The sequence below is a fragment of the Streptomyces sp. NPDC050658 genome (assembly GCF_044457025.1).
GTDB lineage: Bacteria > Actinomycetota > Actinomycetes > Streptomycetales > Streptomycetaceae > Streptomyces.
The window spans coordinates 255,650-281,241 of sequence record NZ_JBITGM010000004.1 but is presented as its reverse complement, the minus strand read 5'-3'; the positions used below and the strand labels follow the sequence as shown (position 1 = coordinate 281,241).

Here is a 25,592-nt window from a genome sequence, read left to right as displayed (position 1 = left end):
GCCTCAGTCCTGGTCGGAGGTGCTGTCGGGGTGCTCGCCCTGCTGCGCGCTCTCGCGCGGTTGCGCGTGCAGCACGTCGAACCGCTTGAGGCGCTCCAGGACCGCCTCCGCCGTCGGGCGCGGCATCTCGTCGACGATGCGGCCGTCGGCCAGGAAGAGCACGAGGTCGGCGTGGGCGGCGGCGCCCGGATCGTGGGTGACCATGACGACCGTCTGCTCCAGCTTGTCGACCGCCTCGCGCAGGAAGCCGAGCACTTCGAGGCCCGCACGCGAGTCGAGGTTGCCGGTCGGCTCGTCGGCGAAGATCAGCTCGGGGCGGGATGCGAGTGCCCGCGCACACGCCACGCGCTGCTGCTGACCGCCGGACAGCTGAGCCGGGCGGTGCCCCAGCCGGTCGCGCAGCCCCAGCGTGTCGATGACGTGCTCCAGCCAGTCCCGGTCGGGGCGCTGGCCCGCGATGTCCATCGGCAGCGTGATGTTCTCGAGGGCGTTGAGCGTCGGGATGAGGTTGAAGGACTGGAACATGAAGCCGATGCGGTCCCGCCGCAGCCGGGTCAGCTCCCGTTCCCTGAGCCCCGTGATCTCGGTGTCGCCCAGCCAGACCTGGCCCGCGGAGACCGTGTCGAGCCCGGCGAGCAGGTGCATCAGCGTGGACTTCCCGGAACCGGAGGGGCCCATCACCGCGGTGAACCGCCCCCGCGCGATGTCCACGTCGACCGAGTCGAGGGCGAGCACGGCCGTCTCGCCGGAGCCGTACGCCTTGGTCAGGCCGCGCGCGCGGGCGGCGACCCCGGAGGGTTCCGAACGGTCCGTTGCCGGTGCCGAAGCAGGTGTGGACAAGGCGGCCTCCTGGGTTGTGGCCGTACCGACTCCCGTATCGGTGCAGAGAGTAGAGGGTCGGGGCGGGCGCCCGGTATCCCTCCGAGGTCGTGGCCCTGAGACGTATGTAAGGGGCACGGGTCAGGCCTGCTTGCCGGTGCTAGCGGCACGGCGCTAGCTTGAGGACATGGCGAAGACTCAGCTGAACGTCCGGGTGGACGAGGGCACCGCCCGGGCCGCGAGAGAGCGCGCCCTGGCCCGGGGCATGAGCGTGAACCGGTACATCGAGGAACTGGTCAAGCAGGACGCCGGGGAAGTGGGACACACCTTCGTCGAGGCCGCCGCCGACTTCATGAAGAGTTACGAATCCGTGTTCGTCGAGGAGTTCGGTCCCGAGCGCGAGGGTCGTCGTTAAGCCCTTGAACCTCAGAATCGATCTTGCCTGGCTGTTGATGGTCGCCGAACACAAGACGCCCGGAGACCCGCAGGTCACCGACTGGGGAGCCCTGGTGGCCGCCGTCAGCCGGCACGAGGCGGAAATATTCGGCGTACCCGTCTACGAGAGCCCGCACGAGCGCGCCGCCGCCCTGCTCCAGATCCTGCTGCACATCCCCGCACTCGAACGCTCCAACGCCCTCTTCGCGGTGTCCGCCGCCTACGCCTATCTCGTCGCCAGCGGCCTGAAGGTCGTCACATCGGCCGAGCAGGTGCGTGATCTGGCCCGGCTGGTGAAGGAGGACGGCGCGAGCGTCTACGCCATCGCCGACGTGCTGCGGCAGTGGAGCCTGTAGCGTTCCGGCGCTCCAGAAGACCGCCCAGGCGTTCTACAGCTCGGTGGCCCGTGGGTGGTGCGGCTCGTACATGCCGACCTCGCCGCCGCCCGGCAGCTTGAGACGGGTGAGCAGGCCCCAGCCCGCGTCGGTCACCGGCTGGGTGAACTTCACGCCCCGCTCGGTCAGTTGACGGACCGTCCGTTCCACGTCCTCGCACATCAGATACAGCTCGTGCGACTCCGGTCCGGGCGTCGGATGGACCGCGACCTCGGCGGGCGGCAGGCGGAAGATCAGCCAGCCGCCGCCCGCGTCGACGTGCGGATACTCCAGTACGTCCCGGAAGAAGGCGCGGTCCGCCTCGGCGTCGTTGCTGTAGATGATGACGTGCGCACCGTTGATCATGCGGCGAGGATAGGTTCGACGCGCCCCGGAGCCGCGGACGCCGCGACCGTGTGTCCGGTCGGCTGGTCGGCCGGTCAGTCGCTCTGCGGGCGGCGCGCGGAGCCGAGGACGCAGTACGAGGTGGGCAGCCGCGGGCCCTTGGCCGGCACCAGGAACTGCCGGTACGGACCGATCTCGAACCCGGCCGCGCGCAGCTCGCCCACCGTGTCCCGCCCGACGTGACAGCCGCCGAACAGCAGCGGCCACACCGTGCGGTCCAGGATCCGCTGGGCGCGCGCCATCGCCGGACCCGGCGCCACACCGTGCTCGAAGAACCGCAGCTCGCCCCCCGGCCGCAGGACACGCCGCAGCTCGGCGAGGGCGCGGGGCACGTCACGGACGCTGCACAGCACCAGCGAGGCCACCGCGCCGTCGAAGGCCTCGCTCTTGACGGGCAGCGCCTCGGCCACTCCCGGCACCACGTCGACCGGCACATCGGCCCGCACGGCGGCGGACGCCGCCAACTGCCGCAGGGTGCGCTCCGGTTCGATCGCCACGACCTCGGAGACCGTCGTCGGGTAGTGCGCGAAGTTCAGGCCATTGCCCGCGCCGACCTCGATCACCCGGCCGGAGAGCCCGGCGAGCAGCTCTCTGCGATGGGCGGCGATCACGCGCTCGGCGGCCACGCTCTGACGTGCGTAGAAACGGGCGAAGACGGGGTGGTGCACGGCGTCCCGGGACACCGCCTTGGCGGAGCGAGGCGACATGAGCCCTCCAAAGCAGGCTGAGCGGATACCGCAATGGTGCCCCCGCGGGGCCGGTTTCCCCCATGCCGACGTCGGCGAGTCGGGCCTGCCCGATGCCGCCGCCCCTCCCGGCTCCACAGCCTCCGCCCAGCCCTGCGGCCCCTCAGCCTCCCGGCACCTGTCCCGTCTCCCGCGCCGCGAACTCCGCCGCGTCCCACGTCCCGCCCAGCCGCGGACCCAGCCAACTCGCCGCGCCCGCGCGGAAGTCGGCGGCCGCGAGCGCGCCCGCCCCCGCCGGGACAGCGCCCAGGAGCTCCGCGCCCGACGTCTCCGGCAGGTCCGCGAGATTGCAGCGGGACGCCAGGTCCGGGTCCTTCGGCCAGCTGCCGATCGTCACGCCGAGCGGCGTCAGGCCGCGGGCCCGCAGCGCCTCCGTGGTCAGCTGCGTCGTGTTGAGGGTGCCGAGCCCCGCCGGCGCGACCACCAGGACAGGCGCCGAGAGCAGCCGCGCCGCGTCGGCGAGCGTGCCGCCCTCGTCGTCGTACCGGACGAGCAGTCCGCCGGCCCCCTCGACCAGGACCAGATCGTGCCCGGCCGCCAGCTTCCGCGCCGCCTCGGCCACTTCGTACGGCCGCACCGGCTCGGCACCGGCCCGCCGCGCCGCCGTGTTCGGCGCCAACGGCTCGGGATAGCGGGCCAGTTCGAGGGTGCTCACCGAGTCCCCGGCGAGCCGTACGACCTCGGCCGCGTCCCCCGGCTCGCCGGGCGCGACCCCGGTCTGCGCGGGCTTGAGGACCGCGACGCTCCGGCCCGCGGCGACCGCGAGGGCGGCCACGGCGGCCGTCGTCACCGTCTTGCCGATCTCGGTGCCGGTCCCCGACACCACGACGACCGTCATCTCAGCCCTCCTTCGCGGCCGCGCACACCGCGCGCCCGATGCGTGCCACGTCGTCGTCGCCCGTGATGAACGGCGGCATCGTGTAGATGAGGTCGCGGAACGGCCGCAGCCACACGCCCTCGCGGGTCGCGGCACGGGTGGCCGCGGCCATGTCGACGTCGTGGTCCAGCTGGACCACACCGATCGCGCCGAGCACCCGTACGTCGCGGACGCCCGGCAGCGCAGCCGCCTCGCCGAGACCGTCGCGCAGTCCCTTCTCGATGCGCTTGACCTCGGTCGCCCAGTCCTGCCCGAGCAGCAGGTCGATCGAGGCGCAGGCCACCGCGGCGGCGAGCGGATTGCCCATGAACGTCGGGCCGTGCGCCAGCACCGGGACCTCGCCGCGCGAAATGCCGTCGGCGACCCGCGCCGTGCACAGCGTCGCCGCCATCGTGAGGTAACCGCCCGTCAGCGCCTTGCCCACGCACAGCACATCGGGGGTGACCCCCGCGTGGTCCGCCGCGAACAGCCTGCCCGTGCGGCCGAAGCCCGTGGCGATCTCGTCGAACACGAGCAGCACGTCGTGCTCGTCGCACGCCTCGCGCAGCACCCGCAGATAGGCGGGGGAGTGGAACCGCATCCCGCCCGCGCCCTGCACCACCGGCTCGACGATCACGGCGGCGAGTTCCGCCGCGTGGCGGGCGATCAGCTCCCGCAGATGGTCCGCGTACGTCTCGTCGTACGCGTCGAAGCCCGCCGGCGGGGCGTCGGCGAAGACCTGCTGCGGAAGCACGCCCTGCCACAGCTCGTGCATGCCGCCGTCGGGATCGCAGACGGACATGGGCTGCCAGGTGTCGCCGTGGTAGCCGCCGCGCCAGGTCAGCATCCGCCGCTTCTCCGGACGGCCGAGGGAGCGCCAGTGCTGGAGGCACATCTTGACGGCGACCTCGACGGACACCGAACCGGAGTCCGCGAGGAAGACATGTTCGAGGCCGTCGGGCGACATGTCGACAAGGCGCTTCGCCAGGCCGACGGCGGGCTCATGGGTGAGCCCGCCGAACATGACGTGGCTCATCCGGTCCAGCTGGCCGCGCACCGCGTCGTTGAGCACCGGGTGGTTGTAGCCGTGGATCGCCGACCACCAGGACGACATACCGTCGACCAGCTCGGCCCCGCCGTCTGCTCCCGCGACGCGGAGCCGGACGCCGCTCGCCGACTCGACGACGAGCGGCTCCTGGCGGCCGGGCATCGGACCGTAGGGATGCCACACATGGCGGCGGTCGAGGTCGAGCAGCTCCGGCACGGAGAGGTCAGGCATTGGGCGCCAGGTCCGTTCCCGCGCCCCGACGGCGCACCGCCACCAGGTCCGTACGCGCCTCCGAAGCCTCCCCGGCCTCGGCGGCGACGGGCGCCTGCGACGAACCGCAGGGACCGCAGCCGCCACCGGCTTCCCCGTGCGATCCGCAGCCGCCGGCGCCCTCACCGTGCGAACCGCAGCCGCCACCGCCGCCGTGCGAACCGCAGCCCGCCGCCGCGATGGCGTCCGCGCGGTGCTCCGGCAGCGTCACGGTGCCAGCGCCCTCGACCTCGAAACCGGCGTCCGCGATCATCTCCAGGTCGGCCTTGCCCGCCTGGCCCTCACTGGTCAGGTAGTCGCCGAGGAAGATCGAGTTGGCCAGGTGCAGGGCCAACGGCTGCATGGTGCGCAGATGCACCTCACGGCCGCCCGCGATGCGTACCTCCACGTCCGGGCAGACGAAGCGGACCATCGCGAGGATGCGCAGACAGCGCTGCGGGGTGAGGTTCCACTCCTTGGCCAGCGGGGTGCCCTCGAAGGGGATCAGGAAGTTGACCGGCACCGAGTCGGGGTCGAGGTCGCGCAGCGCGAAGACCACGTCCACCAGGTCCTCGTCCTTTTCGCCCATGCCCGCGATCAGACCCGAGCAGGCGGAAAGGCCCGCGGCCTGCGCCTGCTGCACGGTGTCCACGCGGTCGGCGTAGGTGTGGGTCGTGGTGATCTCGCCGTACGTGCCCTCGGACGTATTGAGGTTGTGGTTGTACGCGTCAGCGCCCGCCGTGCGCAGTTTGTCCGCCTGGCCGGCCGAGAGCAGACCGAGGCAGGCGCACACCTCGATGCCCTCGTTCTGCTCCTTGATCGCCTCGATGGTCTGCGAGACGCGGTCGACGTCACGGTCCGTGGGACCGCGTCCGCTGGCCACCAGGCAGACCCGCTTGGCGCCGCCCGCCACACCGGCCGCGGCGGCCTGCGAGGCCTCGTCGGGCCCCAGCCAGGTGTACTTCAGGATCCCGGCCGTGGAGCCAAGACGCTGCGAACAGTACGAGCAGTCCTCGGGGCACAGGCCCGACTTGAGGTTGACCAGATAGTTGAGTTTCACCCGCCGCCCGAACCACTGCCGCCGTACCTTCCCGGCGGCCGCCACGACGTCGAGCAGCTCGTCGTCGGAGGTGGCCAGCACGGCCAGCGCCTCTTCGCGGGTCGGCAGCTCGCGCCGAAGCCCCTTGTCCACCAGCGTGTTCAGCAGATCCATGGCGCTGATCCTTACGTACGAGGGGCCGCCTTTCCAAGGAGAGTTCGCACAACAGAAACGGTTTGAGGTGTGGGTATTGCCACATCCTGGCCCGGTGGCCGGACGGCTAGGGTCTGTGCACTGTCTACAAACCGTGACGCGGAGGAATCCCATGGCCAGCTCGCCGTTCGACTGGATCGACGAGCAGGCGAGCCTGCGTGCGCGGGCCGGACTGGTGCGCACGCTGCGGCCCCGCCCCGCCGACCCGGCCGGCCTCCTCGACCTGGCGAGCAACGACTACCTGGGCCTTGCACGGCACCCCGAGATCACCGGGGGCGCGGCGGACGCCGCGCACCGCTGGGGCGGCGGGGCCACCGGATCGCGCCTGGTCACCGGCTCCACCGAACTGCACGCGGAGCTGGAGCGGGAACTCGCCGAGTTCTGCGGTTTCGAGGCCGCGCTCGTCCTCTCCTCCGGGTACGCCGCGAACCTGGCCGCCGTCACGGCACTCGCCCCGCACGGCTCGCTCATCGTGTCGGACGCCGGGAACCACGCCTCGCTGATCGACGGCTGCCGCCTCGCCCGCGGCACGACACAGGTGGTGCCGCACGCCGACCCGGAGGCGGTGCGCAAGACGCTCGACGGTCACGCGGGCCCCGCGGTCGTCGTGTCCGACACGGTGTTCTCGGTGGACGGCGACGCGGCGCCGTTGTCCGAACTGGCCGCAGTCTGCGGCGAGTTCGGCGCAGGTCTGATCGTCGACGACGCGCACGGGCTCGGTGTGCTCGGCGACGGCGGCCGGGGCGCCCCGCAGGCCGCCGGGCTCGCGGGCACCGCCCACACGGTGGCCACGGTCACTCTGTCCAAGTCCTTCGGCAGCCAGGGCGGCGCGGTGCTCGGCCCCGCCAAGGTCATCGACCATCTGGTCAACGCGGCCCGTACGTTCATCTTCGACACGGGGCTCGCCCCGGCCGCCGCGGGCGCCGCGCTCGCCGCGCTGCGGCTGCTGCGCGCGGAGCCGGAGCGCGCCGCACGGGCCCGCGAGGTCGCGGCCGAACTGCATGATCGCCTCACGGCACAGGGACTGCTCGCGGTACGTCCGGACGCGGCGGTCGTCTCGGTGCGCGCGCCCTCGCCGGAAGCCGCCGTGCGCTGGGCCGCCGACTGTCGCGGCGCGGGTCTCGCCGTCGGCTGCTTCCGTCCCCCGTCGGTGCCCGACGGGATCTCGCGGCTGCGGCTGACCGCTCGCGCGGATCTCACCGACGCGCAGATCGCCGATGCCGTACGAGTGATCAGCCGCACCGCACCCCGGTAGCCGGGGCCACGACGGTCACCGGAGGCCGTTGACGAAGGCCTCCCATGCGGGGTGCGGGAAGAGCAGGGCGGGCCCTGCGGTGTGCTTGGAGTCGCGCACGGCGAGCAGCCCCGACTTCGGCCCTGAAGTCAGCGGGGCTGTCTCGACGCAGTTGTTCATTCCGTTGCTGTGGCTGCTGCGGTGCCACTGTGCGCCGTACAGAGAAGTGCTGTCAGCTACGTACCGAGGCAGTGCAGTCATGGTGCCCCCCTTACGCGCCGTCACCTATCCCGGCGATGTGATCCGTTGATTCCTCGGGTGAAAGTGCTTGCCCTTGAAGGGAGTTGAAGGCATCCGTGTACGCCTGGAGGTCTTCTCTCCGTTCGAGGTAGAGGCTACTCGTCAAATGGTCGAGAACAACCACATCCAGATCAGCAATGTTCGGAAAAGAGAAGATAACGAAAGAGCCGAGGAGGCCCTTGTGCTCTCCGGCGGCGTACGGCAGTACCTGCAACCGCACATGGGGCAGCTGCGCCGCCTCCAGTAACCGTTTCAACTGCCCCGCGAGCACCTGACCGCCGCCGACCTGCCGGTGCAGCACCGATTCGTCGAGGATCACGCTCAGCCGCAGCGGACGCTTCGCGCGCAGCACGTCCTGCCTGGCAAGACGCACCTCCACCAGCGCGTCCACCTGTTCCTCCGGCAGGCCGTCGAGCGCGGCCCGCGTCACCGCACGGGCGTAGTCCGGCGTCTGCAGCAGTCCGGGCACGACGTTCGTCTCCAGGGTCCGGACACGGCAGGCCTGCGATTCCAGGCTGATGAAATCGCGGTACGTCGGTGGCAGCAGCCCTCGGTAGGCGTGCCACCAGTGGTGACGCCCGCTGTCGTCGTCCGCGCCCGCCAACGCGACCAGCAATTGGCGCAGTTGGGGATCCTTCACCGCGTACGCGTCAAGCAGGAGCTGAACGTCCGAGGCCTTGACGCCGCTGCGTCCGGTCTCGATCCGGCTCACCTTCGACTGGTGCCAGCCGACCCGGCCCGCCGCCTGATCACTGGTGAGCCCCGCCATGGTGCGCAGCGCGCGCAGTTCGGCGCCGAGTTTGCGGCGGCGCACCGCGGGACCGTACTGCATGTCCGTCTCCTTCCCGACGGAGTTCCCCTTCCGGCCGTCCCCGGCCTGTCACGGGCGACAGTAGAGGAAGTGCCGGTCTCACGCCCAAATACGGTCTGCCGTAGCAGAGTTCACCGCTTTGAGCGACAGATATATGCACATCTCGGTGGATCGCCACACGTGAGGGGCCCAGTAGTGGCAGTCTGGCGCGAAGCACCATTCCGGGACTGTCCTCGTGTCTTCCGCCACGCGTCGGACTTCAGCCCCGGTGGGAAAGGGACAGCGTCGCCATGGCAGACCTTCAGGAAGCATCCGTCACCCTGCCGAGCGATCCTGCCTCGGTCTCCGCGGCCCGGAAGTACGTCTTGAACGTCCTCACCGAATGGGGTCTGCCGGCCGAGGCCGAAGTGGCCGACACAGTCCGGCTCATCGTCTCCGAACTCGCCACGAACGCCGTCCAGCACACCCTGGGGCAGTCCCCCACCTTCACCGTGGGCATCCAACTCGACCGGGAGGAGCAGCTGCGCATCGGCGTCACCGACAGTCACCCCCGCTATCCCAAGCGGCTGCCCGCCGCCGTCCAGCAGGACAACGGCCGCGGCATGGTGATCATCCGCTGGCTGACCGTCGAATGCGGCGGCAGGCTCTCGGTCACCCCCACCCCCGAGGGCGGCAAGACCGTCTGGATCGCGCTGCCGTGGACATCGGCGCTCCGGGGCGAGGCGCAGGCGCCGTCCCCGTCGACCTCCACCCGCTGAGCCCGCCCGGCGCTCAGCCCGTCGACCGCCCGAACGCGCCGCGCAGCAGGGCCCGGAAGGTGTCGGCCGCCGGATGCGCGCCGTCGGCGCGGTACACGACGGAGATGGTGCGCCGCAGATCGCCCGGTTCCAGCGGCCGCATGCCCACCGGCGTGGCCGCCGTCCGCGCCACCATCTCCGGTACGACGGCGACGCCGAGCCCCGCGCTGACCAGCGCGCACACCAGCGCGTACCCCGGCGTCTCGACGAGCACCGAAGGCGTCGCCCCGGCCCGCGCCAGCGCGGACTCCACGCCCTGGCGGGGCGGATGCGTCGGCGCCATGCTGATCAGCGGCTGGCCGGCCAGCTCGGCGAGCGGCAGCCGTGCGGAGACACCCGCGAGGGCGTGCCCCGGCGAGGTCACCAGGACCAACTCCTCGACCAGGACGGGCTCGGCGGACACCGAGGCGGGCAGCGGCACCGGCTCTCCCGGTTCGTACGTATGGGTGAGCGCGAGGTCGACCTCACCCGCCGCCACCGCCGCGACACCGGACGGCGGCTCATAGCCGCGGACCGTCAGCTCGATGTCCGGATGGGCCCGGCGGAACGCGGTCAGCGCGGGCGGCACCAGATGGATTCCCGCGGTGGTGAAGGTGCCCACCCTTAGCCGGCCCCCGGACAGGCCGGCGAGCTGGGCCAGTTCATGCCGGGCCCGCTCCATCTCGGCGAGCACCCGGCGGGCCCGCGCGAGCAGCAGCTCTCCCGCGCCGGTCAGCCGCGCCCCGCGGTGGTGCCGCACCAGGAGCGCGGTCCCCGCCTCCCGCTCCAGCTTGGCCAGTTGCTGGGAGAGGGCGGGCACGGTGTAGCCGAGACGCTCGGCGGCGCGGGTGATCGAACCGGCCTCGGAGACCGCCACCAGTGCGGCGAGCCGCGTCGGGTCGTACATGGAGTCTCCGGTGTCTCCCGGTGCGGACGTGGGGGGAGGAGAGTAAACGGCTGCTTAAGGCAGGCCCAGGATATTCCACATACCTGCTGAAGGCAGAAGAACGGCAGGGTGGAGGCATGGACGCACAACTGGTCGCCTTCACCGGAGTCGCCGCGGGCATGGTCGCCATGCCGGGCGCCGATTTCGCCGTCGTGGTGCGCAACGCACTCGCCTCCCGCCGCGCCGGGGTCGTCTGTGCGATCGGTGTCGCGGGCGGGCTCCTGGTGCACACGGCGCTCGCGGTGGCCGGGGTCGCCGCCGTGCTCGCCGCGGTCCCCGCCCTCTTCCGGGCGCTGCAGATCGTCGGCGGCGGCTATGTGCTGTACCTGGGCTGCCGCGCCCTGCGCTCGGCGGTGCGGCAGCGGCGGGGAGCCGACGGGCGGGTGGGCCAGGCACCGCAGGGTGCGGGCGGCAGCCTGCGGCAGGGTTTCCTCACCAACGCCCTCAACCCCAAGGCGCCCATCACGTTCCTCAGCGTGCTGCCGCAGTTCGTGCCCGCGGGCAGCCCGGCGATGCCGCGGACGCTGCTGCTCGCGTCGATCATCGTGGCCCTCGCCCTGGTGTGGTTCCCGGTCGTCGCGCTCCTGGTGGACCGGCTGGGCCGCTGGCTGCGCAGACCGCGTACCGCCCGTGCCATCGAGGGAGCCACCGGAGGAGCGCTGACCCTGCTCGGCTCCGTGCTGCTCGTCGAGGCGCTGGTCGCCTGACCCGGGAGTGCGCCGAGCGTGACCTGGGAGTGCGCCGAGCGTGACCTAGGAGTGTGCCGAGCGGCGTACGAGGCGGGGGAGCACGCCCCACAGGCCCGCGCACACGGCCAGCGTGCCCGCGCTCGCGATCACCCCGCCGACGCGGCCCACCGACACGTCCACGACCAGGAGCACGGAACCGGCGAGGGCGAACATCAGGACCGCCATGCCGAGCCGCGCCAGATGCGAGGAGACCCGCACGATCAGCGGCTTGGAACGCTGCTGGAACAGCGCCCTGTGCACCGCGGCCGGCGCCGTGAACAGGGCGGCCGCGAGGACGGCGAGCAGCAGCGTCGTGACGTACGTGGCGCGCTGCACGGTGTCCAGGGACGGGAAGCGCGGGGTGAAGGCGAGGGTCAGCAGGAACGCGAAGAGGATCTGCACCCCGGTCTGTGTGACCCTCAACTCCTGGAGGATCTCCGAGAAGTTGCGGTCGGCGCGTTCGAAGTCGGTCTCGTGGCGGCTGTCGTGAGCGGCGCGTGAGCCGTTGTTGTCGGCCATGGCGCACGAGTATCCGTGTCGCGCGACGCCAAGCGCGGTGGGCGCGCCGGGCGGGCGACGCGGCAGCCGGGACGGCCGCGTCCCTCGCCCGGCGCCGGGTCAGCGGACCCTGCCGTACCAGACGCTCTTGGTCCAGATCTTCTCCAGACGGACCACGGTGTTCGACTTGGGCGCGTGCCAGATGCGGCCCTTACCGGCGTAGATGCCGACGTGGTAGACGTTCCGGCCGGAGTGGAAGAAGACCAGGTCGCCGCGCGTGCGGTTGGCCGCGGAGATGTGCCGGGTCTTGTTGTACTGCTGTGCGGCCGTGCGCGGCAGCTTCTTGCCCGCCCGCTTGAACGAGTAGAGGGTCAGGCCCGAGCAGTCGAACCGGTTCGGCCCCGCGGCTCCGTAGCGGTACGGGGAGCCCTTCTTCGCCGCGGCGATCTTCAGGGCCTTCGTCCCGTGTGTCGCGGCCTGGGCCTCCGTCGTGAGCCCGGGGGCCACGAGGGTGCCGCCGACGACGGCGAGCGTGAGGGCCGAGGCGGAGCCGGCCCTGGTGAGCAGCGACGGAACATGATTCAGCGCGGTCATGCGCAACCCTTCGTCAGCCGCCTGTGAAGGATGACCTGTCGGATTCGGGCTGACAAAGTTGCCCGGCCGCGTACTGCGGCTTCACCCCAAGGGCCGTTGTCCGGACGTCCGGACGGGCCCGTCGTGCCTGGGTCCTCCACTCCTGCCGGTGCACCGATGTCGACCGGTCATCCGGGCGGCGGCAGGACTCGGCGTCCGCCCGGACCGCCCCGCCGCTGTGGCGGGGGCTTGTCGTCGGAAGGGATCTTGACCCGTCAACAGCCCGAAAACCGAGCCGAAACGGCGTTTTGTGAGGCTCCTCACGGCTGAACCGTTCGGGTGGACAACGTCGGATAAGGCAACCCTTCGCGGGCCTCGACGATCGCTCTACCAGCACCGGAAGGAGACATTCCGGCCCTCGCGTACACCTCTGGCGCAACTGTGGCCGACTCCGTTGACGAGGACCTGCTACGCCGAACGAGGTAGCCCGTCTGGTCCGTTTAAGACCCGCCCCGGACGGCTACTGCGCTGCGGGGCAGCCGACTTGAGGGGGATTCAGGGGGATTCAGGACGACTGCCGGGGCGGGACGGTGACGCGGGAGGAACGCCGCTCCCCGTCGAGCACGCGCAGCGCGCGGGCCAACGTCGGTGCGTGCACGGCGCTCTCGCCCCGCTGGTGCATGAGCGTCAGCGCGTCGCGCAGTGCTGTGGCGCTGGAGACCAGCGCCTGGGCGGCGCGCAGGCCGCCGTAGGTGTCCGAGGCGCGGGCCGGATTGATCCGGCCGAGCAGATCGACCACTTCGAGATAGCGGTCGATCAACTCGCCCTCGGCGCGGGTGAGTGCGGGCAGCGGCGGCAGTTCGGGCGGCAGCATCGACGGCTCACCTCGCGTCCGGGACGCGCGCCGAGGACTTGCGGCTCGGCACGATCCGGTCGATCAGGCCGTACGCGACGGCCTCCGGGGCGTCGAGGATCTTGTCCCGCTCGATGTCCGCCGTGATGCGGTCGGGGCTCTGGCCCGTGTGCCGTACGAGGAGTTCCTCGAGGAGCGAGCGGGTGCGCAGGATCTCGTCGGCCTGGATCGCGAGGTCGGAGGTCTGGCCCTGGATCGGCTCGCTGATCGACGGCTGATGGATCAACACCCGTGCGCCGGGCAGGGCGGAGCGCTTTGTGGGCGTGCCCGCGGCGAGCAGCACGGCCGCCGCCGACGCGGCCTGTCCCAGGCAGGTCGTCTCCACGTCACAGGTGACGAACCGCATCGTGTCGTAGATCGCCGTCATCGCGCTGAACGAGCCGCCGGGGGAGTTGATGTAGAGCGAGATGTCGCGGTCCGGCGCCAGATATTCGAGGTGCATGAACTGCGCCATCACGTCATTGGCCGAGGTGTCGTCGATCGGGGTGCCCAGAAAGACGATCCGCTCCTCAAGCAGCTTCGAATACGGGTCGAGGGTCCGCTTCCCCGAGCTGGTGCGCTCGGTGAACTCGGGCAGGACATATCGGGCGGACGGTCGGTTCATGGCGCGTCACTCCTCATCACCGGGGCCGGATGCGCGGCCCGAGGCTTCTTGTATAAAATGTACAGGACGTACGTAACGCGTGCGGCATCGACGCGGGCTTGGGTGAACGGCCGGGTGACTGACGGCAGTTGTCTGGGGTACAGGGCGTGACATGCGAATGAGTCTGGTGGATGTGGGTTCGAGAACGGTCCGTCTGGTTGTCGCCGACGCGGTGGACGGGGTTCCACTGCCGGTGCACACGGCGAAGTGGCGGCTGCGGCTCTCCGAACAGGTCGAGCCGGCGGGGGCGATACCCGAACAATCGGTGCGGCAGCTGGTCAGAGCGGTCTCCGCGGCCGCCGAGACCGCGAGAAGATGGGGCGCAACGGAGCCGCTCGCCTTCGCCACGGCGGTCGTCCGCAACGCGCCGAACAGGCTGGAGGTCCTGCGGGCGGTACGGGCGGAGACGGGCATCCCGCTGTGCACCCTGCCGGGCGAGGTGGAGGCCGAGCTGACGTTCCTCGGCGCCCGGCGCTGGATGGGCTGGCGGGCCGGGCCGCTCGCCCTGTTCGACATCGGCGGCGGCTCGTTGGAGGTGGCCTTCGGGCGCGGCAGGCTGCCCGACTACGCGGTGTCGCTGCCGCTCGGCGCGGGGCGGCTGACGCGGGAGTTCTTCGGCGCCGAGGACCCGCCCGACGAGCAGAGCGTGAAGGCGCTGCGCCGCAAGGTGCGCCACCAACTGCGGGACGTGGCCGCGAGAATCCGCTGGGAGGGGCCGCGGACCGCGGTGGCGACCTCCCGCACCTTCCAGCAGCTGGGCCGCCTCGCCGGGTGCGCGCCCGGCCGCGAAGGCCCGTTCGCCGAGCGGCAGTTGGCCCGCGGCGACCTGCGCCGCTGCGTCGACCTGCTCGCCACGCTGCCGTCCGCCGAGCGGTCCGGCCTGCCGGGCGTCTCCGCGCCGCGGGCCCTGCAGAGCCTGGCGGGAGCGGTCGTCGGACACACCGCGCTGAAACTGACCGGCATCAAGCAGGTCACCATCTGCCCCTGGGCCATCCGCGAAGGAGTGCTGCTGCGACAGATCGAGGACGGCGGGAAGTGGTGGGACCAGGTGTCGGGACGTGACACCGACCCCTGCGACGATCCCGTGCACGGCGATCGCCCCTACAGCGATCGCTCCTACGGCGACGAGGCGGTGACCGTCGGCCCGACGGCCCTGCGGATCGCACCGGGGCCGGGCTGAGGGGCTGGGGCCGGCCCGGCGGACAGGCCCTGACGGCCGAGGGCCTCGCGCAGTTCCTGCTTGTTCATGGTGGAGCGGCCGTCGATGCTGCGGCGCCGGACCTCCGCGTACAGCTGGTCCTTGGCGGGGCCCTGGGCGCCGCTGTGCGAGCGGTGGCCGCCGCGTTCGGGCGCCGACCTGGGGCCGCGCGTGGACACCGTGCCGACGGTCTTCGCCTCGCCGGCGCGGGCGCGCTCCTTGTTTACCGTGCGGGCCGCGATCTCCTTGGCCCGGCGCGGGGGCTCGCCGCGCCGCTCGGCGCTGTCCTTGATGTGTTCGTACTGCCGTTCGCGCTTCTTGCTCTACCCTGCGGGCATCAGGCGGCTCCTGTCCGGGACCGATGGCCGGGGAGGCGGTCTCCGATGTCGGCCACGCGACGGGTTGCCCCATCGAGGATCACATGACGCGGTGCCGACTTCTCGGTGATGGATCAGATGCCGGACGGGCCCCTCTGACCTGCGGGGCATCCGCCCCGTGCGAACCCGATGGCGGCGGCTGGCGCCGGTTAAGCTGGGGAACATGGCCTACGAGATTCCGGTGACGCAAGCACGGGCAGAGCTCGCCGATCTGATCAACCGCGTCGTCTACGGCGGCGAGCGGGTGGTCGTCACCCGGCACGGGAAGCCGCTCGTGGCCCTGGTCTCCGCCGCCGACCTGGAGCGGCTGCAGGAGCTTGCCGACGCCGCCGACGAGCCGGTGGTCAGCTCCGTCTCCTCGGTGCACTCCACGTCGTCGCCCGGTGCGGGCGAACGGCAGCGCTTCGGCATCGCCGCCGAGCACCGGGGGCCCAACGCCAGGTAGCCGCACGGGAGTCGGGCACCGCACGCACAGGGGCCGTACGCCCCCGTCCGCTACAGCGGAGGCGTACGGCCGGCTCTGTGCGGCGCCGGTTCAGCGGGCGGCCGGCACCGGAGCGGGCTCCGGGTCCGACGCGGCGTCCACTGCCGCAGGGCGGCGGCGCAGCGCGCCGAGCAGCACGGCGGTCAGGCCGAGCAGCGCCCAGACGGCGAGGGTGGTGACGGGGCCGGAGATGCGGGCGCCGTCGAAGAAGGACACCGAGCGCAGCAGGGAGCCACCGGCGCCGGGCGGCAGCAACTGGCCGATGAGGCCCACCGGTTCGGGCAGCAGCTGCGGGGCCGAGGTCACTCCGGAGAACGGGTTGCCGAGCAGCACCATCAGCAGCGCGCCGATGCCGATGCCCGCCGGGCCGAGCAGCGCGGCGCACCCGGCGACCGTGGCGCCCACCGCGAGCGCGGAGAGGCCCAACGCCCCTGCTTCGGCCCACCAGTTGCCGGTCAGGACCCCGAGCCAGCTGTGCGTCACCGCCGCGCCGACCGCGCCCACCGCGGCGGCGGCCAGGAGCAGGGCGGCCACCGCGCGGACACCGCGCAGGCCGAGCAGCGTCACCACGGCGCCGGCCGCGACGCCCGCGATGGCGAGCGGGAGCACGCTGGCGCCCAGCGCGGAGCCCCGCGGGTCGTCGGCGGGCGCGGCCACCACGTCGTCGGTCGTCACCTCCGCACCCTGCGGGGCCTGACCGGCCACGGACTGCTGCAGGAGCTGGGCGACCACCGGGCTCGCGGCCGTCGCCGTCAGGAGCTTCATGCCCTGCGGGGTCACGACGACCGCGCCGTATACGGCCCGGTCCTCGATCGCCGCACGGGCGGCGGCCTCATCGGCGTACCGATGGATCTCGAACGCGCCCTCCCGTTCCTTGAGCCGGGACTCGACGGGCGCCGTCGCGGCGGCGGGGCCCGCTACGCCCAGCGGCAGGTCGCGGGGGGCGGTCCTGGCGGCGGGCCAGGCGAAGGCCCACAGGGCGAGGGCCACGAGCGCGGAGACCAGGGCGGCCACGACGAGGACTTGGCGGCGCGGCGGGGGCGGCGTAGCGGAGGGCGTGGACATGACCGAGCTCCTTCGGGCGGTGGATTTTAAAGAGAAGGATCGTTCGTTTTCCGTTGTGCCCTCACTGTGCGACCGGCCCCGTCGCTTGTCAAGAAGGAATGTTCGTTTTACGTTGAGTGCCATGGCACGCGTATCCCAGGAGCACCTCGACGCCCGCCGCCGGCAGATTCTCGACGGCGCCGCCCTCGTCTTCGCCCGCAACGGTTTCCACGCCACCTCGATGCAGGACGTGCTCAAGGAGGTCGGCCTATCGGCCGGGGCGGTCTACCGCTACTTCCGCGGCAAGGAAGAGCTGATCGGGGCGATCGTCGGGGAAGTCCTCGAATGGATCCAGGGGACCTTCGAGGCCGCCGCCGAGGAGACGCCGCCGCCCCCGCCGGACGTACTGGTCGGCCGGGCGCTGACGCAGGTGCTCGGCCGGCGGGTCGTGATGAAGGAGGGGGAGCGGGAGGTCTCGTACTTCCCGCGGCTGATCCTCCAGGTGTGGGCGGAGACCCTGCGCAACGACGAGCTGGCCGCCGTCATGAAGGAGGGGTACGGCAGGGTCCGGCGGGCCTGGGTGAAGATCGTCGAGGGGTATCAGGCCGCGGGCATGATGCGCGACGACATCCCAGCCGACCATGTCGCGCGGGCGATGATCGCGGCCGCCCAGGGATTCGCCGCGCAGATGGCGCTGTTCGACGAGGTGCCGGTCGAGGCGCTCCAGGAGGGGCTGCGCGGGCTGATGAGTATGGGCAGTCCCAGCTGACGGTCATGGGACGGTCAAACGCTGGTTAACCTCGTTGAAACTCCGCCCAACTAGCCTGCGACGCCACGCCACCAGGGGATTTCGTAACTGGGGTGCGCAAGATCGAGCGCACTGCCTGTGTGTTACATCTATATCCGTCGCGGTGGCCGCGGCAGCCGGACCCCGCACGGTCCGGAGCGAGGACTGTGAGGTGGGACGCGTGCAACTGACCCCGCACGAGCAGGAGAGACTGCTCATCCATGTGGCCGCTGACGTGGCCGAGAAGCGAAGAGCGCGGGGGCTGCTGCTCAACCACCCCGAGGCGATCGCCCTCATCACGTCGCACATCCTCGAGGGTGCCCGCGACGGCCGCACCGTCGCCGAACTCATGTCGTCGGGCCGCAAGGTGCTCACCCGCGACGACGTCATGAGCGGCATCCCGGAGATGATCCACGACGTCCAGGTCGAGGCCACCTTCCCGGACGGCACCAAGCTCGTCACCGTCCACGACCCGATCGTCTGAGGGGGCGCGCCATGAGTTCCGCGTACCCCCTGACGCCCGGTGAGATCCTCTTCGCCGACGAGCCCGTCGCCTTCAACGAAGGCCGCGAGACCACCTCCCTCACCGTCCTCAACGCCGCCGACCGCCCCGTCCAGGTCGGCTCCCACTACCACTTCGCCGAGGCCAACCCGGGGCTCGACTTCGACCGTGCGGCCGCGCACGGCAAGCGGCTCAACATCGCCGCGGGGACCGCCGTGCGCTTCGAGCCCGGCATCCCCGTCGACGTCGAGCTGGTGCCGCTGGCCGGCAAGCGCGTCGTACCCGGACTGCGCGGCGAGACCGGAGGTGCCCTCGATGCCTGATCTCTCCCGCGCCGCGTACGCCGATCTGTTCGGCCCCACCACGGGCGACCGGATCAGGCTCGCGGACACCGATCTGCTGGTCGAGATCGAGGAGGACCGCTGCGGTGGTCCCGGCCGCTCCGGCGACGAGTCGGTGTTCGGCGGCGGCAAGGTCATCCGCGAGTCGATGGGCCAGTCCCGCACCACCCGCGCCGAAGGCGCGCCCGACACCGTTGTCACCGGTGCCGTGATCATCGACCACTGGGGCGTCGTCAAGGCCGACATCGGGATACGGGACGGCCGTATCACCGGCATCGGCAAGTCCGGCAACCCGGACACGATGGACGGCGTCCACCCGGACCTGGTCATCGGCCCGGAGACCGAAGTCATCGCGGGCAACGGGAAGATCCTCACCGCGGGCGGCATCGACACCCACATCCACTTCATCTCGCCGACCATCGTCGACGAGGCGCTCGCCTCCGGCGTCACCACGCTCATCGGGGGCGGCACGGGTCCCGCCGAGGGCAGCAAGGCGACCACCATCACGCCGGGCGGCTGGCATCTGGCCCGGATGTTCGCGGCGATGGAGTCGAGCCCCGTCAACATCGGCTTCCTCGGCAAGGGCAACACCGTCTCCGCGGAGTCGATGCACGCCCAGCTGCGGGCCGGTGCCGTCAGCTTCAAGATCCATGAGGACTGGGGGGCGACCCCCGCCGTCATCGACGCGTGTCTGAACGTGTGCGAGGAGACGGGTGCCCAACTCGCCGTCCACACGGACACGTTGAACGAGGCGGGCTTCGTCCAGGCCACGTTCGACGCGGTCGCGGGACGTACGCTGCACGCCTTCCACGTCGAGGGCGCGGGCGGCGGGCACGCGCCGGACATGATCACGGCGGTCTCGCTGCCCAACATGCTGCCCAGCTCGACGAATCCGACCCGGCCGCACACCGTCAACACCGTCGAGGAGCACCTCGACATGCTGATGGTCTGTCACCACCTCAACCCTGCCGTCCCCGAGGACCTGGCCTTCGCCGAGTCCCGGATCCGGCCCACCACCATCGGGGCCGAGGACATCCTGCACGACCTCGGCGCCATCTCCATCATGTCGTCGGACTCGCAGGCCATGGGGCGCATCGGCGAGGTCGTCATGCGGACCTGGCAGACGGCGCACGTGATGAAGCGGCGGCGGGGATTCCTGCCGGGGGACACGCGGGCGGACAACCGCCGTGCGCGCCGCTATGTCGCCAAGTACACGATCAACGCGGCGGTCGCGCAGGGCGTCGACCACGAGATCGGCTCGGTCGAGCCGGGGAAGCTCGCCGATCTGGTGCTGTGGGACCCGGCGTTCTTCGGGGTGAAGCCGCAGGTGGTGCTGAAGGGCGGGCAGATCGCGTACGCGCAGATGGGCGACGCCAACGCGTCCATTCCCACACCGCAGCCGGTGCTGCCGCGGCCCATGTTCGGGGCGCGGGGGACGGCGCCGGGGCTCAACTCGGTCAACTTCGTCACGCAGTCGGCGCTGGACGACGGCCTGCCCGAACGGCTCGGCCTGGCCAAGGAGTTCACCGCGATCCGCTCGACGCGGGGACGTACCAAGGCGGACATGTACGAGAACGACGCGCTGCCCCGGGTGGAGGTGGCGCCGGACAGCTTCGCCGTGACGATCGACGGCGAGCTGGTCGAGCCCTCGCCCGCCGCCGAACTGCCGCTGGCGCAGCGGTACTTCCTCTTCTGATGGCGGCGCGGTCGGCGGCGCGGACGGCGTTGCGGACGGCGGTGGTGCGGTATGTCTAGGGCCGCGCTGCTGGTCCTTGCCGACGGGCGGTTTCCCGCCGGAGGGCATGCGCACTCCGGCGGGGCCGAGGAGGCGGTCAAGGCGGGGCGGGTCACCGGGCCCGAGAGCCTGGCGGAGTTCTGCCGGGGGAGGCTGCACACGACCGGCCTCGTGTCGGCCGCCCTCGCCGCGGGCGCCGCGCTGGGGCTCGACCCGCTGGAGCTGGACGACGCGGCGGACGCGCGGACACCTTCGGCGGCGCTGCGGGGGGCCGGGCGGCGGCTCGGGCGCCAGATGATGCGGGCCGCGCGGGCCGCGTGGCCCGACCCCGCGCTGGACCAACTGGCCGCGGCCCGCCCCAAGGGCGCGCACCAGCCGGTGGTCCTCGGCCTCGCGGCGCGGGCGGCGGGTCTTGGCGCACAGGACGCGGCGCACTGCTCCGCGTACGAGTGTGTGAGCGGCCCCGCGACGGCGACGGTACGGCTGCTGAGCCTGGACCCGTTCGACGCCACGGGGGTGCTGGCCCGGCTCGCGCCGGAGGCCGACCTTGTCGTGCGGGCCGCCGTGGAGGCCGCTCGGCGCGCCGTCGACGAGGGGGTCGACGCGCTGCCCGCGGCGTCGGCGCCGTTGCTGGAGCTGGGGGCGGAGGCCCATGCGGGGTGGCCGGTGCGGTTGTTCGCGTCGTAGGGACGCGCCCGTTCCTCGAACGCCGGACGGACCGCAAGCCACCTGTAGCAGGTAGTCGGACAGTATTGGAGTCGCAGTATGCATCTTGACCATTCCCACGACGAGAGTCTTGCCGTCAGCGCCGACGCGCACCGTGCCGACGGGCGGCGGCGGGCGCTGCGGATCGGGCTCGGCGGGCCCGTCGGGTCCGGGAAGACCGCCACCGTTGCCGCGCTCTGCCGTGCGCTGCGGGACGAGCTCGGACTCGCCGTCGTCACCAACGACATCTACACCCGCGAGGACGCCGCGTTCCTGCTCCGTGAGGCCGTGCTGCCGCCCGAGCGGATCACCGCCGTGGAGACGGGAGCCTGCCCGCACACCGCGATCCGCGACGACATCTCCGCCAACCTGGAGGCCGTCGAGGACCTGGAGGACGAGGTCGGGCCGCTCGACCTGATCCTCGTCGAGTCCGGCGGCGACAACCTCACCGCCACCTTCTCCAAGGGCCTCGTGGACGCGCAGATCTTCGTCATCGACGTCGCCGGCGGCGACGACATCCCGCGCAAGGGCGGACCCGGCGTCACCACCGCCGATCTGCTCGTCGTCAACAAGACCGACCTCGCGCCGTACGTCGGCTCCGACCTCGCCCGGATGGCCGCGGACGCCAAGGCGCAGCGCGGCGGCGAACTGCCCGTCGTCTTCCAGTCGTTGAGGTCGGACGACGGGGTCACGGCCGTCGCCGACTGGGTGCGGGGGCAGTACACCGCCTGGGTCGCCTCCGCATGACCCCGGCCATCGCCGCCTCCGGGGTGCGTGCCACCGCCCGGATCTCCGCACGGGGCGACGGGCGCGGCGGCACCGTCCTGCCCGTGCTCGACGGCGAAGGGCCGCTCGCCGTGCGCCGTACCCGGTCGGCCGGGCCGGACGGCGCCCACGTCACCCTCGTCGGGGCGATGAGCGCACCCCTCGGGGGCGACCGGCTGGCCATCGAGGCCGCCGCCCACGACGGGGCCCGGCTGCGCGTCGGCTCGGCCGCCGCCACGCTCGCCCTGCCGGGGCAGTCCAAGGAGGCCGCGCGCTACGACGTACGCCTCACGGTCGGTGACGATGCCGGGCTGCGCTGGCTGCCCGAGCAGTTGATCTCCGTACGCGACAGCGAGCTGCGGCTCACCACACGGGCCGAGCTGGCCCCGCGTGCCACCCTGGTGCTGCGCGAGGAGCAGGTGCTCGGGCGGACGGGGGAGGGGCCGGGGCGGCTCAGCAGCCGGCTCACCGTGCGCCGTGCGGGGCGTCCGCTGTTCGACCAGGAGCTGTCCTGCGGTCCCGGCGCACCCGGCGGCTGGGACGGTCCGGCTGTCCTCGCGGGGCATCGCGCGCTGGGCCAACTCATCGTCGTACGACCGGAATTCGCGCACGACCTGCCGGAACCCGCCGTACTCGGCGAGTGGGCGACACGCACCCCACTGGCCGGCCCCGCCGTCCTCGTCACCGCCGTCGCCCCCGACGCGCTGCGGGTGCGCAGGGTCCTCGACGAGGCCTTGCGCAGTCTCACGTGAACGGGGGCATATCCGCTCAGCGGAGTTCCCGGCACCGTCTATCGGATTGGTAAAGAAACAGCGGCCCCGTCTGTCGCACTGAACCCGACGACCGCCAGGATCCTCCTACTGTTCGAAAATCGACAGGGAAATCGACAGGGGGAGGAACCAGTTGAGACGCACCACAGCATTCGGCGCCGCCGGAACGCTGATCACGGGCTCGCTCATAGCGGGCGCGATCATGGCGCCGGTCGCCAACGCCGACGCCCGCCAGGGCAGCGGCACCAGCGCTGACGCCCGGCAGCGGACCAGCTCCGAGGCGCGCGGTGTCGCGCTCGCCGCGCAGCGCGCCGCCAAGGCCGGCATCGACTGGCAGGCATGCCCCGCCGACTGGGGCCTGGACAAGGCGATCAAGTGCGGCTGGGTCACCGTCCCGCTCGACTACGCCAAGCCCAACGGCAAGAAGATCAAGCTCGCCGTCGACCGCATCGGCAGCACGGGCACGAAGGAGGAGCGCCAGGGCGCGCTGCTCTACAACCCCGGCGGTCCGGGCGCCTCTGGGCTTCGGTTCCCCAACCGCGTCGTCACCAAGAGCAAGCTCTGGGAGAAGACGGCGAAGGCGTACGACTTCGTGGGCTTCGAACCGCGCGGCGTCGGCCACTCGGCGCCCATCTCCTGTGTCGACCCGCAGGAGTTCGTCAAGGCACCCAAGCTCGACCCGGTCCCGGACTCCGAGGCCGACAAGAAGGCCCAGCGCAAGCTGGCCCGCGAGTACGCGGACGGCTGCGCCGAGCGCAGCGGCGAGATGCTGCCGCACATGACCACTCCGAACACCGCACGCGACCTGGACGTCATCCGGGCCGCGCTCGGCGAGAAGAAGCTGAACTTCCTCGGCGTCTCCTACGGCACGTACCTCGGCGCGGTCTACGGGACGCTGTTCCCGACGCACGTGCGCCGCATGGTCGTGGACTCGGTGGTCAACCCCTCGAAGAAGAAGATCTGGTACGAGGCCAACCTCGACCAGGACGTCGCCTTCGAGATCCGTCTCAAGGACTGGATGAAGTGGGTCGCCAAGTACGACGCCACCTTCCACCTCGGCGACACCGCCGAGAAGGTCGCCGGCAACTGGGACAAGCTGCGCGCCGCCGCGAAGAAGGAGCCGCTGGGCGGAGTCGTCGGCCCCGCCGAGCTCATCGCCTACTTCCAGAGCGCCCCGTACTACGACTCCGCGTGGGTCGAGATCGCCACGAACTTCTCCAAGTACGTGGCCGGTGACGCCAAGCCGCTGATCGAGGCAGCCAGCCCCGACCTGTCGGACACCGCGGGCAACAAGGCGTCGGAGAACGGCAACGCCGTGTACACGGCCGTCGAGTGCGCCGACGCCAAGTGGCCCACCAGCTGGAAGAAGTGGGACCGCGACAACACCCGCATCCACCGCGACAACCCGTTCATGACGTGGTCCAACGCGTGGATGAACCTGCCCTGCGCGACCTGGTCGAGCAAGCAGCACGAGCCGGTCGAGGTCAAGACCGGCAAGGGCCTGCCGCCCGTCCTGATCGCCCAGTCGACCCGTGACGCCGCCACGCCGTACGAGGGCGCGGTCGAGCTGCACAAGCGGTTCAAGGGCTCGCGACTGATCACGGAGAAGGACGCCGGCTCGCACGGCATCACGAACCTGGTCAACCCGTGCCTCAACGACCGTGTCGAGGCCTACCTGCTGACCGGCAAGCTGGACAGCAAGGACGTGACGTGCGCCCCGCACGCCACGCCCAAGCCGGAGTAACACCCGCAAAGGCGGCGTGAGGGGGCGACCGGTCACACCCGGTCGCCCCCTTTCGCTACGCCGCCGCCTGCGCGATCTCCGCCTTGCGCGGCTCGGCGATCGCCTCGTAGTCCGCCGCGCTCAGCGCCAGCGAACGGTCCAGACGCGCCGCGTTGAAGAAGATCTCTTCGTGGGCGAGGAGCGCCGGATCCACGACCAGCTCCAGCTCGGGGTCGAAGGAGAACGGCAGGATCGTGCCGCTCACACTGCCCGCGAGCCGCTCCGCCGCCTCCTGCGTGGCAAAACCGGCGTACGTCCCGCCGAGCAGCTGCTTGACCGCGTTCAGGTCGACGCGCCGGTCACCCGGCACCACCGCGAGGACGTAACGCTTCGTCTTCTTGCCGATCTTCACCATCACCACGATGCACTTCGCGGCCTGTTCGAGGGTGTTGCCCCGCAGCGCGCTGACCGCCTCCGTGGCGCCCTCCGGGTCGTGCTCGATGACGCGGTACGTCGCACCCCGCTCGTCGAGGAGTCCGATCAGCTTGGTGTACTGGCTGTGTTCGCTCATGGGCAGGAACCTACGTCAACAGATCAACTCAACGGCATCCGGGGGAATTTCCGTTTGCCCGCCGCGGCGGCCCGCTCGGCCTCCTCCGCCTTCACGACGGCCGCGTACTTGTCGACGTACTCCTGCCCGGAGAGCCCGAGGATCGCGTACATGATCTCGTCCGTCACCGCCCGCAGGACGGCCTTCTCGTTCTCCATGCCCGCATAGCGCGAGAAGTCCAGCGGCGCCCCGAAACGGATCGTCACACGCAGGAAGTTCGGCACCTTCTGCCCCGGCGGCTGCGCCTCGAACGTACCGATCATCGCGCACGGGACCACCGGCACCTGCGCCTTCAGGGCCATCGCGGCGACACCGACCTTGCCCTTGTAGAGGCGGCCGTCGTGCGAGCGCGTGCCCTCCGGATAGATGCCGAGCAGCTCGCCCTTGCGCAGCACCCCGAGGCCCTCGCGGATCGCCGCCTGGCCCGCCTCCTTGCCGGAGCGGTCGACGGGGATCTGCCCGGCGCTGCGGAAGAACGCGGCCGTGAGCCGGCCCTTGATCCCCGGCCCGGTGAAGTACTCGGCCTTCGCGAGGAACGTGATGCGCCGCTTGATGATGGCGGGCATCAGGAAGTGGTCCGAGAACGAGAGGTGGTTGCCCGCGACGATCGCCGCGCCGGACTCCGGAATGTGCTCCAGGCCCTCGATGCGCGGACGGAACATGAGCCGCAGCAGCGGCCCGAGCACGACGTACTTGAGCACGTAGTAGAACACCCGGCTGCTCCTCACTCTCACGGACCGGCCTGGGAGCTGCTTCGCCGCAGGTCAGCGGTCCTCTCGCAGCGGTCAGTGTAGGTGCCGGGCGGGTCGGTGTAACTACCCCTGTGGAGAGCTGAGTTGTGATCGGCAGGGGCGGAGTGCGGGAAGGGACCGGGACCCGTGGGTCCCGGTCCCTTCGTGTAACTGTGCGCCCGGCTAGGGGAGTCGAACCCATTGAGCCTACGGA

General features: G+C 71.5%; 31 protein-coding genes, 1 pseudogene and 1 riboswitch. Of the genes and pseudogenes, 15 read left to right on the top strand and 17 right to left on the bottom strand.

Features of this window, described 5'->3' with window-relative positions:
* Positions 1 to 3 precede the first annotated feature (3 nt).
* Positions 4 to 840: an ABC transporter ATP-binding protein gene (locus tag ACIBKX_RS16910; RefSeq protein WP_363272679.1), complete on the bottom strand. Its 837-nt coding sequence runs from the start codon at positions 838 to 840 to the stop codon at positions 4 to 6.
* 166 nt (positions 841 to 1,006) lie between these two features.
* Between ACIBKX_RS16910 and ACIBKX_RS16905 the strand changes: the two genes are divergently transcribed.
* Both ACIBKX_RS16905 and ACIBKX_RS16900 read left to right on the top strand, forming a co-directional pair.
* Positions 1,007 to 1,234, top strand: coding sequence for an antitoxin (locus tag ACIBKX_RS16905; RefSeq protein ID WP_363272678.1), 228 nt, complete (start codon positions 1,007 to 1,009; stop codon positions 1,232 to 1,234).
* Positions 1,235 to 1,238: 4 nt separating this feature from the next.
* Positions 1,239 to 1,610, top strand: coding sequence for a fic family toxin-antitoxin system, toxin component (locus ACIBKX_RS16900; protein ID WP_363272677.1), 372 nt, complete (start codon positions 1,239 to 1,241; stop codon positions 1,608 to 1,610).
* 33 nt (positions 1,611 to 1,643) lie between these two features.
* Here ACIBKX_RS16900 and ACIBKX_RS16895 read toward each other — a convergent pair whose 3' ends face one another.
* The 5 genes from ACIBKX_RS16895 to bioB form a co-directional block, all read right to left on the bottom strand.
* The gene (locus tag ACIBKX_RS16895) at positions 1,644 to 1,994 is read right to left on the bottom strand and encodes a VOC family protein (RefSeq protein ID WP_363272676.1); all 351 of its coding nucleotides are present in this window, start codon (positions 1,992 to 1,994) and stop codon (positions 1,644 to 1,646) included.
* Between the two features lie 74 nt (positions 1,995 to 2,068).
* Positions 2,069 to 2,740, bottom strand: a complete 672-nt coding sequence (locus ACIBKX_RS16890; protein WP_363272675.1) for a class I SAM-dependent methyltransferase — start codon at positions 2,738 to 2,740, stop codon at positions 2,069 to 2,071.
* A gap of 142 nt (positions 2,741 to 2,882) precedes the next feature.
* Positions 2,883 to 3,617, bottom strand: coding sequence for a dethiobiotin synthase (gene bioD, locus ACIBKX_RS16885; RefSeq protein ID WP_363272674.1), 735 nt, complete (start codon positions 3,615 to 3,617; stop codon positions 2,883 to 2,885).
* A gap of 1 nt (position 3,618) precedes the next feature.
* On the bottom strand, positions 3,619 to 4,914 hold the full coding sequence (locus tag ACIBKX_RS16880) for an adenosylmethionine--8-amino-7-oxononanoate transaminase (RefSeq protein ID WP_363272673.1): 1,296 nt from the start codon (positions 4,912 to 4,914) through the stop codon (positions 3,619 to 3,621).
* Entirely contained in the window at positions 4,907 to 6,145 is a 1,239-nt protein-coding gene (bioB, locus tag ACIBKX_RS16875; protein WP_363272672.1) for a biotin synthase BioB, read from the bottom strand. The genes ACIBKX_RS16880 and bioB overlap by 8 nt, the downstream gene beginning before the upstream one ends.
* A 151-nt stretch (positions 6,146 to 6,296) precedes the next feature.
* Here bioB and ACIBKX_RS16870 point away from each other — a divergent pair, with 151 nt between their 5' ends.
* Positions 6,297 to 7,439, top strand: coding sequence for an 8-amino-7-oxononanoate synthase (locus tag ACIBKX_RS16870; RefSeq protein ID WP_363272671.1), 1,143 nt, complete (start codon positions 6,297 to 6,299; stop codon positions 7,437 to 7,439).
* A gap of 15 nt (positions 7,440 to 7,454) precedes the next feature.
* Here the strand turns inward: ACIBKX_RS16870 and ACIBKX_RS16865 are convergent, their stop codons facing one another.
* Both ACIBKX_RS16865 and ACIBKX_RS16860 read right to left on the bottom strand, forming a co-directional pair.
* Complete coding sequence (locus tag ACIBKX_RS16865) at positions 7,455 to 7,679, bottom strand: DUF397 domain-containing protein (RefSeq protein WP_363272670.1); 225 nt, start codon at positions 7,677 to 7,679, stop codon at positions 7,455 to 7,457.
* 10 nt (positions 7,680 to 7,689) lie between these two features.
* Positions 7,690 to 8,550, bottom strand: coding sequence for a helix-turn-helix transcriptional regulator (locus ACIBKX_RS16860; RefSeq protein WP_363272669.1), 861 nt, complete (start codon positions 8,548 to 8,550; stop codon positions 7,690 to 7,692).
* Positions 8,551 to 8,819: 269 nt separating this feature from the next.
* Here ACIBKX_RS16860 and ACIBKX_RS16855 point away from each other — a divergent pair, with 269 nt between their 5' ends.
* Entirely contained in the window at positions 8,820 to 9,287 is a 468-nt protein-coding gene (locus ACIBKX_RS16855; protein WP_363272668.1) for an ATP-binding protein, read from the top strand.
* A gap of 13 nt (positions 9,288 to 9,300) precedes the next feature.
* Here ACIBKX_RS16855 and ACIBKX_RS16850 read toward each other — a convergent pair whose 3' ends face one another.
* The gene (locus tag ACIBKX_RS16850; protein WP_363272667.1) at positions 9,301 to 10,212 is read right to left on the bottom strand and encodes a LysR family transcriptional regulator; all 912 of its coding nucleotides are present in this window, start codon (positions 10,210 to 10,212) and stop codon (positions 9,301 to 9,303) included.
* Positions 10,213 to 10,328: 116 nt separating this feature from the next.
* Between ACIBKX_RS16850 and ACIBKX_RS16845 the strand changes: the two genes are divergently transcribed.
* Positions 10,329 to 10,958: a LysE family translocator gene (locus tag ACIBKX_RS16845; RefSeq protein WP_363272666.1), complete on the top strand. Its 630-nt coding sequence runs from the start codon at positions 10,329 to 10,331 to the stop codon at positions 10,956 to 10,958.
* 45 nt (positions 10,959 to 11,003) lie between these two features.
* Here the strand turns inward: ACIBKX_RS16845 and ACIBKX_RS16840 are convergent, their stop codons facing one another.
* From ACIBKX_RS16840 to ACIBKX_RS16825, 4 genes are all read right to left on the bottom strand, one after another.
* The gene (locus ACIBKX_RS16840) at positions 11,004 to 11,498 is read right to left on the bottom strand and encodes a DUF6328 family protein (RefSeq protein ID WP_363272665.1); all 495 of its coding nucleotides are present in this window, start codon (positions 11,496 to 11,498) and stop codon (positions 11,004 to 11,006) included.
* A gap of 99 nt (positions 11,499 to 11,597) precedes the next feature.
* The gene (locus tag ACIBKX_RS16835) at positions 11,598 to 12,071 is read right to left on the bottom strand and encodes a C40 family peptidase (protein WP_363272664.1); all 474 of its coding nucleotides are present in this window, start codon (positions 12,069 to 12,071) and stop codon (positions 11,598 to 11,600) included.
* A 3-nt stretch (positions 12,072 to 12,074) separates the two neighbouring features.
* Positions 12,075 to 12,246: riboswitch (cyclic di-AMP (ydaO/yuaA leader) on the bottom strand.
* A 369-nt stretch (positions 12,247 to 12,615) separates the two neighbouring features.
* The gene (locus tag ACIBKX_RS16830; RefSeq protein WP_363272662.1) at positions 12,616 to 12,924 is read right to left on the bottom strand and encodes a hypothetical protein; all 309 of its coding nucleotides are present in this window, start codon (positions 12,922 to 12,924) and stop codon (positions 12,616 to 12,618) included.
* Between the two features lie 7 nt (positions 12,925 to 12,931).
* Positions 12,932 to 13,567 (bottom strand): ATP-dependent Clp protease proteolytic subunit, encoded by a 636-nt coding sequence (locus ACIBKX_RS16825; protein ID WP_363272661.1) that lies wholly within the window; start codon positions 13,565 to 13,567, stop codon positions 12,932 to 12,934.
* A gap of 151 nt (positions 13,568 to 13,718) precedes the next feature.
* Between ACIBKX_RS16825 and ACIBKX_RS16820 the strand changes: the two genes are divergently transcribed.
* On the top strand, positions 13,719 to 14,786 hold the full coding sequence (locus ACIBKX_RS16820; protein WP_363272660.1) for a Ppx/GppA family phosphatase: 1,068 nt from the start codon (positions 13,719 to 13,721) through the stop codon (positions 14,784 to 14,786).
* A gap of 32 nt (positions 14,787 to 14,818) precedes the next feature.
* Here ACIBKX_RS16820 and ACIBKX_RS16815 read toward each other — a convergent pair.
* Positions 14,819 to 15,097: pseudogene (locus tag ACIBKX_RS16815) on the bottom strand (plasmid stabilization protein); the annotation flags it as partial.
* A gap of 247 nt (positions 15,098 to 15,344) precedes the next feature.
* Here ACIBKX_RS16815 and ACIBKX_RS16810 point away from each other — a divergent pair.
* Entirely contained in the window at positions 15,345 to 15,626 is a 282-nt protein-coding gene (locus ACIBKX_RS16810) for a type II toxin-antitoxin system Phd/YefM family antitoxin (protein WP_363272659.1), read from the top strand.
* A 90-nt stretch (positions 15,627 to 15,716) separates the two neighbouring features.
* Here the strand turns inward: ACIBKX_RS16810 and ACIBKX_RS16805 are convergent, their stop codons facing one another.
* On the bottom strand, positions 15,717 to 16,730 hold the full coding sequence (locus ACIBKX_RS16805; protein WP_363272657.1) for an ABC transporter permease: 1,014 nt from the start codon (positions 16,728 to 16,730) through the stop codon (positions 15,717 to 15,719).
* A gap of 121 nt (positions 16,731 to 16,851) precedes the next feature.
* Here ACIBKX_RS16805 and ACIBKX_RS16800 point away from each other — a divergent pair, with 121 nt between their 5' ends.
* The 8 genes from ACIBKX_RS16800 to ACIBKX_RS16765 all read left to right on the top strand — a co-directional run bounded on the left by ACIBKX_RS16800 (position 16,852) and on the right by ACIBKX_RS16765 (position 24,058).
* Positions 16,852 to 17,478, top strand: coding sequence for a helix-turn-helix domain-containing protein (locus ACIBKX_RS16800; protein WP_363272656.1), 627 nt, complete (start codon positions 16,852 to 16,854; stop codon positions 17,476 to 17,478).
* Between the two features lie 199 nt (positions 17,479 to 17,677).
* Positions 17,678 to 17,980, top strand: coding sequence for an urease subunit gamma (locus tag ACIBKX_RS16795; protein ID WP_266873899.1), 303 nt, complete (start codon positions 17,678 to 17,680; stop codon positions 17,978 to 17,980).
* A 29-nt stretch (positions 17,981 to 18,009) separates the two neighbouring features.
* Entirely contained in the window at positions 18,010 to 18,321 is a 312-nt protein-coding gene (locus ACIBKX_RS16790; protein ID WP_363272840.1) for an urease subunit beta, read from the top strand.
* Positions 18,314 to 20,035: an urease subunit alpha gene (locus ACIBKX_RS16785; RefSeq protein ID WP_363272655.1), complete on the top strand. Its 1,722-nt coding sequence runs from the start codon at positions 18,314 to 18,316 to the stop codon at positions 20,033 to 20,035. Before ACIBKX_RS16790 ends, ACIBKX_RS16785 begins: the two co-directional genes overlap by 8 nt.
* A 51-nt stretch (positions 20,036 to 20,086) precedes the next feature.
* Positions 20,087 to 20,761, top strand: a complete 675-nt coding sequence (locus ACIBKX_RS16780) for an urease accessory UreF family protein (protein ID WP_363272654.1) — start codon at positions 20,087 to 20,089, stop codon at positions 20,759 to 20,761.
* A 78-nt stretch (positions 20,762 to 20,839) separates the two neighbouring features.
* Complete coding sequence (ureG, locus tag ACIBKX_RS16775) at positions 20,840 to 21,526, top strand: urease accessory protein UreG (RefSeq protein ID WP_363272653.1); 687 nt, start codon at positions 20,840 to 20,842, stop codon at positions 21,524 to 21,526.
* The gene (locus ACIBKX_RS16770; RefSeq protein WP_363272652.1) at positions 21,523 to 22,296 is read left to right on the top strand and encodes an urease accessory protein UreD; all 774 of its coding nucleotides are present in this window, start codon (positions 21,523 to 21,525) and stop codon (positions 22,294 to 22,296) included. The genes ureG and ACIBKX_RS16770 overlap by 4 nt, the downstream gene beginning before the upstream one ends.
* Positions 22,297 to 22,447: 151 nt before the next feature.
* The gene (locus ACIBKX_RS16765) at positions 22,448 to 24,058 is read left to right on the top strand and encodes an alpha/beta hydrolase (RefSeq protein ID WP_363272651.1); all 1,611 of its coding nucleotides are present in this window, start codon (positions 22,448 to 22,450) and stop codon (positions 24,056 to 24,058) included.
* A 55-nt stretch (positions 24,059 to 24,113) separates the two neighbouring features.
* On the opposite strand, the gene ACIBKX_RS16760 is transcribed toward ACIBKX_RS16765, so the two are convergent.
* Both ACIBKX_RS16760 and ACIBKX_RS16755 read right to left on the bottom strand, forming a co-directional pair.
* Entirely contained in the window at positions 24,114 to 24,608 is a 495-nt protein-coding gene (locus ACIBKX_RS16760) for a YbaK/EbsC family protein (protein ID WP_363272650.1), read from the bottom strand.
* Between the two features lie 23 nt (positions 24,609 to 24,631).
* A complete protein-coding gene (locus tag ACIBKX_RS16755; protein WP_363272649.1) occupies positions 24,632 to 25,360 on the bottom strand; it encodes a lysophospholipid acyltransferase family protein in 729 nt (242 codons plus the stop codon).
* Positions 25,361 to 25,592: the final 232 nt, after the last annotated feature.

Coding starts and splice junctions, on each gene's coding strand:
- ACIBKX_RS16865 (WP_363272670.1), bottom strand. CDS start 7,679: ATGACTGCACTGCCTCGGTACGTAGCTGACAGCACTTCTCTGTACGGC.
- ACIBKX_RS16890 (WP_363272675.1), bottom strand. CDS start 2,740: ATGTCGCCTCGCTCCGCCAAGGCGGTGTCCCGGGACGCCGTGCACCAC.
- ACIBKX_RS16860 (WP_363272669.1), bottom strand. CDS start 8,550: ATGCAGTACGGTCCCGCGGTGCGCCGCCGCAAACTCGGCGCCGAACTG.
- ACIBKX_RS16895 (WP_363272676.1), bottom strand. CDS start 1,994: ATGATCAACGGTGCGCACGTCATCATCTACAGCAACGACGCCGAGGCG.
- ACIBKX_RS16880 (WP_363272673.1), bottom strand. CDS start 4,914: ATGCCTGACCTCTCCGTGCCGGAGCTGCTCGACCTCGACCGCCGCCAT.
- ACIBKX_RS16855 (WP_363272668.1), top strand. CDS start 8,820: ATGGCAGACCTTCAGGAAGCATCCGTCACCCTGCCGAGCGATCCTGCC.
- ACIBKX_RS16850 (WP_363272667.1), bottom strand. CDS start 10,212: ATGTACGACCCGACGCGGCTCGCCGCACTGGTGGCGGTCTCCGAGGCC.
- bioB (WP_363272672.1), bottom strand. CDS start 6,145: ATGGATCTGCTGAACACGCTGGTGGACAAGGGGCTTCGGCGCGAGCTG.
- ACIBKX_RS16835 (WP_363272664.1), bottom strand. CDS start 12,071: ATGACCGCGCTGAATCATGTTCCGTCGCTGCTCACCAGGGCCGGCTCC.
- ACIBKX_RS16870 (WP_363272671.1), top strand. CDS start 6,297: ATGGCCAGCTCGCCGTTCGACTGGATCGACGAGCAGGCGAGCCTGCGT.
- ACIBKX_RS16770 (WP_363272652.1), top strand. CDS start 21,523: ATGACCCCGGCCATCGCCGCCTCCGGGGTGCGTGCCACCGCCCGGATC.
- ACIBKX_RS16785 (WP_363272655.1), top strand. CDS start 18,314: ATGCCTGATCTCTCCCGCGCCGCGTACGCCGATCTGTTCGGCCCCACC.
- ACIBKX_RS16810 (WP_363272659.1), top strand. CDS start 15,345: ATGGCCTACGAGATTCCGGTGACGCAAGCACGGGCAGAGCTCGCCGAT.
- ACIBKX_RS16760 (WP_363272650.1), bottom strand. CDS start 24,608: ATGAGCGAACACAGCCAGTACACCAAGCTGATCGGACTCCTCGACGAG.
- ACIBKX_RS16780 (WP_363272654.1), top strand. CDS start 20,087: ATGTCTAGGGCCGCGCTGCTGGTCCTTGCCGACGGGCGGTTTCCCGCC.
- ACIBKX_RS16800 (WP_363272656.1), top strand. CDS start 16,852: ATGGCACGCGTATCCCAGGAGCACCTCGACGCCCGCCGCCGGCAGATT.
- bioD (WP_363272674.1), bottom strand. CDS start 3,617: ATGACGGTCGTCGTGGTGTCGGGGACCGGCACCGAGATCGGCAAGACG.
- ACIBKX_RS16845 (WP_363272666.1), top strand. CDS start 10,329: ATGGACGCACAACTGGTCGCCTTCACCGGAGTCGCCGCGGGCATGGTC.
- ACIBKX_RS16905 (WP_363272678.1), top strand. CDS start 1,007: ATGGCGAAGACTCAGCTGAACGTCCGGGTGGACGAGGGCACCGCCCGG.
- ureG (WP_363272653.1), top strand. CDS start 20,840: ATGCATCTTGACCATTCCCACGACGAGAGTCTTGCCGTCAGCGCCGAC.
- ACIBKX_RS16805 (WP_363272657.1), bottom strand. CDS start 16,730: ATGTCCACGCCCTCCGCTACGCCGCCCCCGCCGCGCCGCCAAGTCCTC.
- ACIBKX_RS16820 (WP_363272660.1), top strand. CDS start 13,719: ATGCGAATGAGTCTGGTGGATGTGGGTTCGAGAACGGTCCGTCTGGTT.
- ACIBKX_RS16825 (WP_363272661.1), bottom strand. CDS start 13,567: ATGAACCGACCGTCCGCCCGATATGTCCTGCCCGAGTTCACCGAGCGC.
- ACIBKX_RS16830 (WP_363272662.1), bottom strand. CDS start 12,924: ATGCTGCCGCCCGAACTGCCGCCGCTGCCCGCACTCACCCGCGCCGAG.
- ACIBKX_RS16840 (WP_363272665.1), bottom strand. CDS start 11,498: ATGGCCGACAACAACGGCTCACGCGCCGCTCACGACAGCCGCCACGAG.